Source organism: Bacteroides sp. LFL-34 (assembly GCF_027257075.1).
GTDB lineage: Bacteria > Bacteroidota > Bacteroidia > Bacteroidales > Bacteroidaceae > Bacteroides > Bacteroides ovatus.
Genome location: NZ_JAPQKZ010000011.1, coordinates 92,168 through 104,980 on the forward strand (window position 1 = coordinate 92,168; position 12,813 = coordinate 104,980).

A 12,813-nucleotide genomic window follows, 5' to 3' on the forward strand; every position below is an offset into this window, starting at 1 on the left:
TAATAGCTTCACTGTTATCAGCTTTATTTCTTATTTATAAGGTCTGCTCTTTGTGAAAGGAGCAGGCTTTTTTTATTTATTAACGGTCCCGCCCGAACCATCTGTCCATATTTTCGTTTTTCTTACTATAAAAGAAATATATGATGTCATATATCACTCATAGCAAGGACGAATTCAACCGTACAGTGTGCAAGAAGAGAAAACAGAAGCGCACTGGACTCTATATACAGTCATCCCCGTCTTTCCACATTTTATTTCATAGGGAAAGACGGGGATTTATTTTACCGGCATCATACCGGAATATTTTTTTGAGGTATATATTTTAGCTCAATCCTTCTATTTCTCCATCCACAATATCGATGTGCAATGCCTGCGGCTCCTTGGGTAATCCCGGCATACGAAGAATTTCTCCGGCAATGGCTACAATCATTTCAGCTCCGTTATTGATAACAATATCTTTAATATGGAACTCGAAGTTGTTTACCGCACCATAAATCTTTGGATCGGCAGAAAATGAATATTGTGTTTTCGCAATACAAACCGGATAATGAGTAATTCCCATTTTCTCGATCAGTTTGATACGGTTGCGGGCAATACTGCTATAAGTAATAACGCTGGCTCCGTAAATATTAGTGGCTACCTTTTCAATCTTCTGCTGTATGCTATCTTCTTCTTTATAAGTGTAGCGTAAAGATTCGGACGGATTGTTCTCTATGGTATCTACTACCAGACGGGCCATATCTACTGCTCCCTCTCCTCCTTCACTGAACGCATTGTTAATGGCGAAACCCACTCCCAACTGTTCGCAATGTTCGCGCAGTAATTCCATTTCTTCATCCGTATCGGATGCAAACTTATTGAAAGCTACGATGATGGTCTGACCGAATGAGCGAAGGTTACGAACGTGTTTGTCGAGATTACGCAATCCTTCTTTCAAGCCTTCCATATTCGGCTCTTTGATACGGTCGAGACTGACACCTCCGTGCATCTTTAATCCTTGTGCCGTAGCGACAATCACCGTGAGACGTGGTTGGAGTCCGCTCTTGCGGCATTTGATATTATAGAATTTTTCTGCACCGAGATCGGCACCGAATCCGGCTTCTGTTATTACATAATCACCGAAAGACATTGCCAATTTAGTGGCCAGAATAGAGTTACAACCATGTGCGATATTAGCAAACGGACCACCATGTACAAAAGCAGCGGTTCCTTCGGTAGTCTGCACTAAATTAGGATGGATAGCATCTTTCAACAACACAGTGATGGCTCCTGCCACTCCCAAATCTTTCACAGTAAAAGGTTGGTCGTCATACGTGAAGCCCAACAGGATATTTTCAATACGGCGACGCAGATCACTCACATCTTTGGAAAGGCAAAGAATTGCCATAATCTCCGAAGCAGGAGTAATATCGAAACCGGACTCTTGGGTAATCCCGTTCGATTTAGGTCCGAGGCCGACAACGATGCTGCGCAACGAACGGTCGTTCACGTCAAGCACTCTCCGCCAAAGAATTTCTTTCAATCCGAAACCTTTTGCCTGGTTCTGATAGAGATAATTATCGAGCAGGGCGGAAATCATGTTATGGGCAGAAGTGATGGCATGAAAATCTCCGGTAAAATGGAGGTTAATTTTGTCCATCGGAAGCACTTGTGCATATCCCCCACCGGCTGCTCCTCCCTTCATTCCGAAACATGGACCGAGAGACGGCTCGCGAAGAGCGACAATCGCATTCTTTCCAATTTTATTCAATCCCAAAGCGAGACCGATAGATACTGTAGTTTTGCCAATGCCCGCTTTGGTTGCTGTGATAGCAGTTACCAGAATGAGATTGCTTTTCTTCACTTTCTCTTCATCAATCAGTTGTTCGGGGATCTTTGCTATGTAGCGGCCATAATTCTCCACTTCCTCACGAGGGATTCCGATACCTTCGGCAACTTGCTTAATCTTCTTCAGCTCAATACTGCGAGCTATTTCTATGTCTGATTTCATACAGAATATGATTAGTTTTATTTTTGAAGGAACAAAAGTATAACAAAAAAGCGAAATAGAGAAATTTAAAGTTCGACGGATATTATATCTCTATTTTTCATAACACAACAAACTCTTTTTACGCTATAACTGTTGTAAATGACATAACCTAAAACAACAACTTAATTATGGAATGGATTATTAATCAACTAAGGGTACATCCTGAACTTGCTATTTTCCTGACGCTCTTTGCCGGGTTCTGGCTTGGCAGACTCAAAATAGGGAAATTCTCCTTGGGGACAGTCACCAGCGTTCTTCTGGTCGGAGTATTGGTCGGACAACTGAATATCACTGTAGATGGTCCGATGAAAGCTGTGTTCTTTCTGCTTTTCTTATTTGCCGTTGGCTATAAGGTAGGTCCGCAGTTTTTCCGCGGATTGAAGAAAGACGGCCTGCCACAAGTGGGATTTGCCGTACTGATGTGTATTGTCAGTCTGGTAGCCCCGTGGATACTGGCCAAAATCATGGGATATCATGTAGGAGAAGCTGCCGGACTGTTGGCAGGCTCACAAACAATATCCGCCGTTATCGGCGTGGCAAGCGATACGATCAACCAGCTGGGAATCAGCGATGCACAGAAAGCCACGTTCATCAATGCAATTCCGGTAGCGTATGCCGTAACTTATATTTTCGGAACGGCCGGTTCGGCGTGGATTCTGGCTTCTCTCGGCCCTAAAATGCTGGGTGGACTGGATAAGGTGAAGGCCGACTGCAAGGAATTGGAGGCTCAAATGGGAACATCGGAAGCTGACGAACCCGGATTTTCCCCGGCTCTTCGTCCGGTTGTGTTCCGTGCTTATAAAATCACCAATGAATGGTTTGACAAAGGAAAGAAAGTCAGTGAACTCGAAGCTTATCTATGTAAAAATGATAAACGGCTGTTTGTAGAACGGATTCGTCAAAAAAGAGTGGTGAAGGAAGTAGATCCGAACCTGATTCTTCATAAGAATGACGAAGTGGTACTTAGCGGACGCCGTGAATTTGTGATTGGAGAAGAAGACTGGATCGGTCCGGAAGTGATTGATGCACAATTACTCGACTTCCCTGCAGAAACTCTTCCTGTAATGGTGACCCACCGGACTTTTGCCGGAGAAACGGTTTCCAAAATCAGGGCGCAGAAGTTTATGCACGGGGTTAGTATCCGGAATATCAAACGTGCCGGAATCAATGTTCCGGTATTGCCTAAAACGATTGTAGATTCGGGAGATATTCTCGAACTTACCGGTCTTAAACATGAAGTGGAAAGTGCTGCCAAACAAATGGGCTATATTGACCGGCCTACCAACCAGACGGATATGATCTTCGTTGGATTGGGTATTTTGCTCGGTGGTCTTTTCGGTGCACTGGCTATTCATCTGGGAGGTGTTCCTATCAGTCTTTCTACCAGTGGCGGCGCATTGATAGCCGGACTTCTGTTCGGTTGGCTACGCAGCAAGCATCCTACTTTCGGAGGTATCCCCGAACCTTCTTTATGGGTATTGAATAATGTAGGACTGAATATGTTTATCGCAGTGGTCGGTATCGCCGCAGGTCCCAGTTTCATTGCCGGATTCAAGGAAGTAGGCGTCAGTCTGTTTATCGTCGGCGCATTGGCAACGGCCATTCCTCTCCTCGCCGGATTGCTGATGGCGAGATACTTGTTCAAATTCCACCCTGCCCTGTCATTGGGATGTACGGCAGGAGCACGTACTACAACAGCTGCATTGGGAGCTATTCAGGATGCAGTGGAAAGCGACACACCGGCATTAGGATATACGGTGACGTATGCAGTCGGCAATACGCTCCTGATTATCTGGGGAGTTGTCATCGTACTACTTATGTAAAACTATATAAATAAATATCATTATGGAAAAGAAAACAAATAACCCTGCCATTACCAAAAGTTATGCCAAGAAAATGGAAACGATCAGCCCGTTCGAGCTGAAAAACAAACTGATCAATATGGCAGATGAAAGTATCAAGAAGATAGCACATACCATGTTGAATGCCGGAAGAGGTAACCCGAACTGGATTGCTACCGAACCACGCGAAGCCTTTTTTCTGCTGGGACAATTCGGCCTTTGCGAATGTCGTCATGCGTTTTCACTGGAAGAAGGAATAGCAGGTATTCCGCAAAAGGCGGGAATTGCTGCCCGTTTCGAGGCTTTCCTGAAAGAAAACGAGAAAGCTCCCGGTGCTAACCTGTTGAAAGAGGGCTATAATTATATGCTGATGGAACATGCTGCCGATCCGGATACGCTTATTCACGAATGGGCGGAATCGGTGATTGGCGACCAGTATCCTGTGCCCGACCGTATTTTACATTTTACGGAGTTAATCGTACAGGATTACCTGGCGCAAGAGATGTGTGACCGCCGTCCGCCGAAAGGAACTTTTGACCTTTTCGCGACTGAAGGAGGTACAGCAGCCATGTGTTATCTGTTCGATTCTTTGCAAGAGAATTTCCTGTTGAACCAGGGGGATGCTATTGCTTTGATGGTTCCTGTGTTCACTCCTTATATAGAAATCCCGGAACTGCGACGCTATCAGTTCGACGTTACCGAAATTTCTGCCGACCAGATGACTCCTGACGGTTTACATACCTGGCAGTATAAGGATGAAGATATAGACAAGCTGAAAGATCCGCGGATCAAAGCGTTGTTTATCACCAATCCGAGCAACCCGCCCAGCTATGCACTTAGCAAAGAGACTACCGAACGTATCATCAACATTGTGAAGAATGATAATCCGAACCTGATGATTATCACGGATGATGTGTACGGAACGTTTATTCCTCATTTCCGTTCATTGATGGCAGAGTTGCCGCACAATACGCTTTGCGTTTATTCGTTCTCCAAATATTTCGGAGCTACAGGATGGAGAACCGCTGTGATCGCTCTACACGAAGACAACATCTACGACAAAATGATTGCCCGCCTGTCGGAGGAGCAGAAATCAATATTAAACAAACGTTATTCCAGCCTTAGCCTGCAACCGGAAAAGATGAAATTTATTGACCGCATGGTGGCTGACAGCCGACAAATTGCGCTGAATCATACTGCAGGGCTTTCCCTGCCCCAACAGATACAGATGAGTTTGTTTGCCCTCTTCTCGCTTTTGGATAAAGAGGACAGTTATAAAGCCAAGATGCAGGAAATTATTCATCGCCGCCTGCATGCATTGTGGGATAATACAGGTTTCACACTGGTAGAAGATCCGCTGCGTGCCGGATATTATTCGGAGATTGATATGCTGGTATGGGCGAAGAAATTCTATGGGGATGACTTCGTTACTTATCTGCAAAAGACCTACAATCCATTGGATGTGGTTTTCCGCCTGGCAAACGAAACTTCACTCGTTCTGTTGAATGGTGGTGGCTTTGCCGGACCGAAATGGAGTGTGCGTGTGTCACTAGCCAATTTGAATGAGGCCGATTATGTGAAAATCGGACAAAGCATCAAGTGTGTGTTGGAAGAATATGCCCAAACATGGAAAGCATCAAAAGAATGAACTAAGTAGTTCATTTTATAAATGAGAATTTAATTCAGACAGAAGAACATAAGAACAAAAAATAAAATAGCAGTTAAATAAACAACAGAAATAATTTTCAAAGCGCAGCATTTATGTTCTTTTGTTCTTATGTCTGAAATTTTTCTCGCTCTTATGTCTAAAAATTAATTAGCGTTTATTTAAAACGGGAGGTATCTACTTCTTCCCTTTTCTTCTCTTTGTATCCCCCAAACTTATAGTTAAACGAAACGCCGAATGTACGGGTGGTCCGCATATAATGGTTCTTTACATTCTGCAATCCGTAGCGAACTTGTGTCGAAACGGTAGAAGTGTTGAATATATCATCACACTTCAAGGTTAGTTGTGCTTTTCCTTTTGCAAAGGTGTAACGAAGTGCCGCATCCAGGTTTCCCGAACGGGGAAGATCGAAAATACCCTGGATGGCTCTATTTTGATAGAATCCGGTCAAAGTGAATTTTAAGTCGGGTTTTGTGGAAAGGGTAAAGGTGTTGTTCATCGTCAACACAAATGTATATAGTTTACGGTCAAACGGGATATCCCAAAAATCACTGTCTTTTTGGCGATAGCGAAAGCCGATGGCTGTAATACGGGAGTCCAGCCATTTTTTTACCTTGAAGGGAACTGTCATCATTAATCCGGCCTGCGATGAAAAATCAAAGTTGAAGAGCTTGTAAATCTCCACCAAACGTTCAGGTGACTGGTAAAGGGTTTGCATTTCGTTGTTTTTTGTATAGCTATAAAAGGCAGAAAAGACGTACTTGCTTTTCAATATATAAGTGAAACTCGTTTCATAGTTCGTTGCAGGTTTAAGATAGGGATTACCTTGAATTTCAGAATAGGCTCCCATGTAAGAAATAGAGTTCTGCACGCTCCAGTATTCAGGATATTCCTTATCACTACTCAATGAGAGTTGCAGGACATGTCCGGCGGCAGGCATATAAGTCAGATTAGCTACCGGATAGAGGCTCCATCCATTCCAGATATCTGTATGATATTGCTCTGCTGCCAGGGAAACATCGGCCGAGAGTTTATCGCCAAAGCTCTTATTCAGTCCTGCATAAACATTCAGGGTTTGTTCGCGACGGCGGGAGGCCATATTATTATCCGGCAGTAAGTGGTCTGTTTCAGGATCGTAATATTTCTGGTAACTATGGTCTAAGGCGGTCGTGTAAGCCATACCATAATTCAATCCCCACCCTTTGCCTAAGGTATGTTCTTGCCCGGCATAAAAACGCCATTGATTGATTTGTTGTTTATCGCGGCTTAAGAAATTCATTGTCTCTGTTCCCATCGTGCTATATAATAATTGGCTGCCGGGAGAATGATAGGATGTAAATGCCACTCCAGCTTTCAGCCCGAAAGGGGTTTGATAATCTAACTTTGCGTTATGGAGCTGGCTGTCTCCCTGTGAATCGGTAACAGAGTTTTGCGCACCGGTAGCTATGGAATAATGTTTGGAATCGGTAAAAGCTGTTGTGTAGACCAGGCTTAACAGATGATCTTCTGCTAGAGAGTAATCCATTCCGAGACGTATCTGATGACTGTTGGTACGGGAAGTCATTATTTCATCCATATCCATCTGATGCGCTGAACCATCGGCTAATGTGTGAAGTGCTTCTTTCTCCGTAATCCTTCGGTCACGATCATAAGAGTAAGAGTAAAGAAGATCTGCAGAGAATTTACGTCCGGAGTACAGAAGACTTCCACGTTCTGCCAAAGATTCGTAGTGATGTTGGTTAAAAGCTGTATAGAGTTCTCCTTGAAGGGAAGATGCTTGTCCTGTGCCGGGTGCTAATATCAGGTTAATCATCGGTCCGCGTACCTGATAGCGTGCCGGAGCGGAATACATCACTTCCGCCTTTTCAATCCGGCTGACAGGAATCGATTTTAATAAAGCATCCAATTGTTCGGCAGACAGAGTGGTCACTTTTCCGTTGATGACAACAGTTACCTCCTGTCCTCCCAACATCAGACTATTATTCATATTTACTATACCCGGAAGATTTTTCACAACATCATAGGCATTATCCACAGGCAGGTTGCCCACCAGTCTCGGCACGTCATACACGAGTTTGCCTTGTTCGGCTTTCACGATAGGGCGTTCACCTATAATCATCACTTCGGGCAGTTCCTGAAACAAACTATCCATATAACCTATATTCTTGATACTGTCGACAGGTTCCTGTGACTGTTGTCCGACTTGTGCTGTAGCGGATATCCACACACATAGAAGAGACATAAATAGTAAATTAATCCGTTTCATTTCGTCTTTATTTTTGGAATACGACAAAATACGGTAGAAAAAATGGAAATTTGCGTTATCACTGGCTTATCTAGTGTTATTTAGTCTTATCAAAGAGAAGAATAAGAATAGTTTCCTATTATCTTTGTCAGTATGAAATTACCACTAAAACATATTGTCATACTGGTTATCTGCTCATTAATCGGAATCTTTGTTTATCAAGCTTATTGGTTGACAGGGCTTTACCGGTCTATGAAGATGGAAATGGAGAGCAATATCAGAGATGCGATGCGGACGAGTGACTTTAACGAGGTCGTGCTCCGGGTAAATGATTTGCAAAAAGATAATGTGGAACACGGTTCGCTGACGGTATCAGCCGGATATGATGCGGACGGCAATTCATTAGTGACTAAACAAACGATTTCTTATACGGATAGTAGCCGTCAGGATACGATACACTCCCGGACAGAAACTACTACGGATACGGTAAAGACCGTTGGTAACGCTCCGGAAGATTCTACACCTGTTGCAAGTAGCGAGAACGGGCTGGATGTGTTATTGAAAAAGCAAGATTCGCTAAAGGAGCTGTTAATGAGTATTCAGCAGGGTATTCATTCGGGTGTGGACACTTATATAGATGTCAACCTGCAGCGATATGACAGTTTGCTCACCCATGTGATGAAAGAGCATAATCTCTCTATTCCTCATCACACTCTTTTGATTTATACCGGAATCAGTGCCGATTCTTCCATTGTATATACCGATACATTAGGTATTGCGGGAGATAGCAGTTATATTCCCAGTCCCAAGGCAATCCGCTATGACTATGAATTTAATATGCATCACAGCCAACGCTACCAACTGGTGTTCGAGCCGATCAATTCATTGGTGTTAAAGCAGATGACAGGTATTCTGGTCACTTCATTTGTAATTCTTCTGATTCTCGGATTCTCTTTCTGGTTCCTTATCCGGACGCTTCTGAAACAGAAAACGCTGGATGAAATGAAAAGTGATTTTACCAATAATATCACGCACGAATTAAAGACTCCCATTGCCGTAGCCTATGCGGCTAATGACGCATTACTGAACTTTAACCAGGCGGAAGAGAAAAGCAAGCGCGACCAGTATCTACGCATCAGTCAGGAGCAGTTGCAAAGGCTTAGCGGGCTGGTGGAACAGATTTTATCCATGGGAATGGAGCGTCGCAAAACGTTTCGTTTGCATCCGGAGGAAATCAACCTGAAGGAGTTGATTACTCCGCTCATGGAGCAGCACCAGCTAAAAGCGGACAAGCCTGTACATATCGAATTGGATATTCAACCGGAAACGCTTGTCATTGTAGCCGACCGTACGCATTTCAGCAACATCATCAGTAACCTGATAGATAATGCAGTGAAATACTCGAAAGAGGAAGCCGAATTGTCTATTTCCTGCCGACAGACTGGGGGGACAGTAACCGTCAGCGTTACCGACCGGGGAATCGGGATTCCACTTGATAAACAAAAGCACATATTTGATAAATTCTACCGGGTCCCGACGGGTAATCTTCATAATATAAAAGGTTACGGACTAGGACTGTTCTATGTCAAGAGTATGGTCGAAAAACATGGAGGAACTATCACCGTAAAAAGTGAACCGGACAAAGGAAGCACTTTTACCATTACTTTATAAACCCATAAAATCATGAGTAAAAACAAAATTACCGTATTACTGGTAGAAGACGAACAGACGCTCGCCATGATTATCAAGGATACACTTGAAGAAAATGATTTTATCATTCATACGGCGAATGACGGTGAGGAAGGACTAAGCCTTTTCTTCGAACTTCATCCGGATGTACTTGTAGCCGATGTGATGATGCCGAAAATGGATGGCTTTGAAATGGTACGTCGCATCCGCCAGACGGATAAACAGACTCCTGTCTTATTCCTGACTGCCCGTTCGGCCATCAATGATGTGGTGGAGGGGTTTGAACTCGGAGCGAATGATTACCTGAAAAAACCTTTCGGTATACAAGAGCTGATTATCCGAATCAAAGCACTGATGGGAAAGGCTTTTCTCTTCACAGAGAATAAGGTTGCCAATCATTTTGAGATAGGAAGCTATCTGTTTGATCCTGTTGCACAAACTTTATTACACGCAGGAACGAGACAGGAACTCTCTCATCGTGAATCGGAAATCTTGAAACGGCTTTGCGAAAACCGGAATCAGGTGGTCAACACGCAGGATGTCTTGCTCGAACTTTGGGGAGACGACAGTTTTTTCAATTCCCGAAGCTTGCATGTGTTCATTACCAAATTGCGGCATAAACTCTCGCAAGATGAACAGATACGTATTGTCAATGTACGGGGAATCGGTTATAAACTGATTGTCAACTAAACTCTTTAACACCGCAAAGTGCCATGAATAAAAGACAGTTCACAGGATTTATGTTTTTACTTTGTACCTGTACCGCATTTGCGCAACAGGTGGAAGTAAAAAAGGATAGCATCGGCCGTGCGGTTCTTCTGCCACCGGAGCAAAAGCAGCCATTAAATATGGATAAGGAGGGCTTCATCTTACCCGATATGAATATAACGCCGAACGACAGGAAGCCAACCATTCAAACGGATAGCATGACGCTTCATATATCTCCTCCCGAATTTATGGATACTCCCTGGCCTACTCCCAGACTGGGTACTTCTTTCGATCCCTTCAGCCGTGACTATAATCGGTCGGATATTTTCGGGATCAATGCTAACAGCTATTTAAGTACGTATAGTTTGCATAATACGTATCCTACCATGGGGACGCATATTCAGGTAGGTGCCATTTATACGTATGCCCCTAATGAACGATGGGAGCTTTCAGGTGGGCTGTTCAGTGCCAAGTACACAATGCCTTCTTTCCAACATGGTGCCAGAAATGATTTTGGTTTTAGCGGTTCGGCCGCTTACCGGATTAATAAATTTCTGCGTATACGGGCTTTCGGCGAATATTCTGTGAATGGCGAACGAAATGCTTCGCAGGGATATCTCACTCCTATCTATCCGCAAAGCGGTTATGGCATGATGCTTGAAATCAAGTTCAACGATTATATCGAACTCCATGGAGGTATGGAACGCTCATACAACCCGATGAAAAGGAAATGGGAGACGGCTCCTGTCGTTTATCCGGTGATTAAATTGAAAAGATAAGTTTTTTTCTAAGAAAACATAACGGAAGCGGATAGTCAGGTGGAAATTATCTATCTTTGTGGTAAATCAACCTTTACGAAGATGAAAAAACTGATTCTATTTCTTTCGCTGATATTATCGGTCGGTTTTGCATCCGCACAGTCGGAAATTCCTTCCGATAGTATTCGTCGTGCTCCATCTACCAATATCAAAGAGTTTGGTGGTTTTCTGCTGGATATGGGGTTAATGAACGTAGCAACTCCCGAACTTCCCAAGTTTAATTTAGATATGCCTAATATGACGAAAGATTATAATCAGCTCTTTCGTTTAAACACGGATATTACCTATTCTCAAGGATTCACCGACTCTTTTTCTTCGTCTTCTTACTCCGGGTTTGCCGGTTTTGGATACGGATATGGTTGGGGATTGTCTTCTTCTCCACAGTTTATGCAGATGGGATCTTTCAAACTGAAAAACGGAATGAGAATCAATACTTACGGAGATTACAACAAGGATGGCTGGCGGGTGCCTAACCGTAGCGCTATGCCTTGGGAAAGGAATAATTTCCGGGGAGCGTTCGAACTGAAATCTGCCAATGGTAATTTCGGAATACGAATTGAGGTGCAGCAAGGAAGAAATGTTCCTTATTAAATAATAATTAGGCACGGATTACACGTATGTCACGGTCTTTAGGGTTATCATTGCTGAAAAATAACCGCGTTAATCCGTGTAATCCGTGCCTAAAAAATAGCAATTAATTAGTGGCAGGTACTTATTAAAATCAGGAAAATCAGAAGGCTTTGTCTGCCGCACTGATTGCATTGGCTATACGGTCACACCACGAATCAAATTCCGGATCGGGTGTTTGAGTTTCCGGATGAGAAAGCATATAATGTACAGCTTGCCGCAATCCGTCCGCCATAGAGATATGGCATATAAAATCTGGGACGAGCCGCTTTATCTTCGAATTATCGAAAACAACCGTAGCCGCTTTATCTCCTAAGAGTTCCCCCCTGAAATCATAATGATCGCTATGTTTGGCAAGGAAATCGGATGCTACGTGCAATGCGTTCAGAGGTTTGCCTAACGCATCGGCGATTGTCTGGTAAATCTGATTCCAAGTCATACTTTCATCGGTAGTGATATGAAAAGCGTTCCCAATGGCATGTGGATTCGCCATCAGTCCGACATAGCCTTTGGCAAAATCTTTGGAGTGAGTCAGTGTCCACAAAGAGGAGCCATCACCGGGAATAATGACAGGTTTTCCGTCAAGAATCCGTTTGAGAATCTGCCAGTTTCCCTTATCTCCATGTACGGCTACGGGAGGTTTGGTTCCGTTATAGGTATGGCTGGGACGAACGATGGTCACCGGAAAGCCACTTGTCCGGTAGGCTGACATCAATACTTCTTCCGCTTCTATCTTGTTTCTGGAATACTGCCAGTAGGGATTGACCAGAGGGGTGCTTTCGGTAATGCGATAATCGGTTAATGGCTTTTGATAGGCAGAGGCACTGCTGATAAAGATGTATTGCCGCGTTTTATTCTGAAACAGGCGGATATCACGCTTTACGTCTTCTGCCGTATAACCGATGAATTGCGCAACCACATCGTAATGTTCAAGTGCGATGGCTTTTGCCACAGCTTCTTCATCATTAATATCCGCAATGATACTGTGAATTCCTTCCGGCATTTTTTTTGAGCCGCGGTTAAGGAGAGTAATCTCCCACCCTCTCTGTTGCGCCAATGCAACTACATCTGTACTGATAGTACCCGTTCCTCCAATGAATAATGCTTTCATAAAACCTGTTTTTTTATATTCTCCGGAGCAAATATATCAATTCCATGACTTACTTCCAGCAATCATTGCCATTTATTTT

9 protein-coding genes are annotated in these 12,813 nt (G+C 43.6%); 6 read left to right on the forward strand and 3 right to left on the reverse strand.

Annotated elements, in window-relative coordinates:
- Positions 1-322: 322 nt before the first annotated feature.
- Positions 323-1,990, reverse strand: coding sequence for a formate--tetrahydrofolate ligase (locus tag N5O98_RS08880; RefSeq protein WP_004295785.1), 1,668 nt, complete (start codon positions 1,988-1,990; stop codon positions 323-325).
- A gap of 167 nt (positions 1,991-2,157) precedes the next feature.
- Between N5O98_RS08880 and aspT the strand changes: the two genes are divergently transcribed.
- Positions 2,158-3,852 carry an aspartate-alanine antiporter gene (aspT, locus tag N5O98_RS08885; RefSeq protein WP_004295784.1) on the forward strand — a complete coding sequence of 565 codons (1,695 nt, stop codon included), beginning with the start codon at positions 2,158-2,160 and terminating at the stop codon, positions 3,850-3,852.
- Between the two features lie 22 nt (positions 3,853-3,874).
- The gene (aspD, locus tag N5O98_RS08890) at positions 3,875-5,518 is read left to right on the forward strand and encodes an aspartate 4-decarboxylase (protein ID WP_004295783.1); all 1,644 of its coding nucleotides are present in this window, start codon (positions 3,875-3,877) and stop codon (positions 5,516-5,518) included.
- A gap of 175 nt (positions 5,519-5,693) precedes the next feature.
- On the opposite strand, the gene N5O98_RS08895 is transcribed toward aspD, so the two are convergent.
- Positions 5,694-7,802, reverse strand: coding sequence for an outer membrane beta-barrel family protein (locus N5O98_RS08895; RefSeq protein WP_004295782.1), 2,109 nt, complete (start codon positions 7,800-7,802; stop codon positions 5,694-5,696).
- Between the two features lie 132 nt (positions 7,803-7,934).
- On the opposite strand from N5O98_RS08895, the gene N5O98_RS08900 reads away from it, so the two are divergent.
- The 4 genes from N5O98_RS08900 (at position 7,935) to N5O98_RS08915 (ending at position 11,587) form a co-directional block, all read left to right on the forward strand.
- Complete coding sequence (locus tag N5O98_RS08900; protein WP_182423459.1) at positions 7,935-9,452, forward strand: sensor histidine kinase; 1,518 nt, start codon at positions 7,935-7,937, stop codon at positions 9,450-9,452.
- A gap of 12 nt (positions 9,453-9,464) precedes the next feature.
- Positions 9,465-10,160 (forward strand): response regulator transcription factor, encoded by a 696-nt coding sequence (locus N5O98_RS08905; RefSeq protein WP_004295780.1) that lies wholly within the window; start codon positions 9,465-9,467, stop codon positions 10,158-10,160.
- Between the two features lie 23 nt (positions 10,161-10,183).
- Positions 10,184-10,957 carry a hypothetical protein gene (locus N5O98_RS08910; protein ID WP_004295779.1) on the forward strand — a complete coding sequence of 258 codons (774 nt, stop codon included), beginning with the start codon at positions 10,184-10,186 and terminating at the stop codon, positions 10,955-10,957.
- 81 nt (positions 10,958-11,038) lie between these two features.
- Positions 11,039-11,587 carry a hypothetical protein gene (locus N5O98_RS08915; protein ID WP_004295778.1) on the forward strand — a complete coding sequence of 183 codons (549 nt, stop codon included), beginning with the start codon at positions 11,039-11,041 and terminating at the stop codon, positions 11,585-11,587.
- A 139-nt stretch (positions 11,588-11,726) separates the two neighbouring features.
- Here N5O98_RS08915 and N5O98_RS08920 read toward each other — a convergent pair whose 3' ends face one another.
- Positions 11,727-12,734 (reverse strand): SDR family oxidoreductase, encoded by a 1,008-nt coding sequence (locus N5O98_RS08920; RefSeq protein ID WP_004295777.1) that lies wholly within the window; start codon positions 12,732-12,734, stop codon positions 11,727-11,729.
- Positions 12,735-12,813: the final 79 nt, after the last annotated feature.

Excerpts from the sequence above, each read along its gene's own strand:
- N5O98_RS08880 (WP_004295785.1), bottom strand. The coding sequence starts at position 1,990 with ATGAAATCAGACATAGAAATAGCTCGCAGTATTGAGCTGAAGAAGATT.
- aspT (WP_004295784.1), top strand. The coding sequence starts at position 2,158 with ATGGAATGGATTATTAATCAACTAAGGGTACATCCTGAACTTGCTATT.
- aspD (WP_004295783.1), top strand. The coding sequence starts at position 3,875 with ATGGAAAAGAAAACAAATAACCCTGCCATTACCAAAAGTTATGCCAAG.
- N5O98_RS08895 (WP_004295782.1), bottom strand. The coding sequence starts at position 7,802 with ATGAAACGGATTAATTTACTATTTATGTCTCTTCTATGTGTGTGGATA.
- N5O98_RS08900 (WP_182423459.1), top strand. The coding sequence starts at position 7,935 with ATGAAATTACCACTAAAACATATTGTCATACTGGTTATCTGCTCATTA.
- N5O98_RS08905 (WP_004295780.1), top strand. The coding sequence starts at position 9,465 with ATGAGTAAAAACAAAATTACCGTATTACTGGTAGAAGACGAACAGACG.
- N5O98_RS08910 (WP_004295779.1), top strand. The coding sequence starts at position 10,184 with ATGAATAAAAGACAGTTCACAGGATTTATGTTTTTACTTTGTACCTGT.
- N5O98_RS08915 (WP_004295778.1), top strand. The coding sequence starts at position 11,039 with ATGAAAAAACTGATTCTATTTCTTTCGCTGATATTATCGGTCGGTTTT.
- N5O98_RS08920 (WP_004295777.1), bottom strand. The coding sequence starts at position 12,734 with ATGAAAGCATTATTCATTGGAGGAACGGGTACTATCAGTACAGATGTA.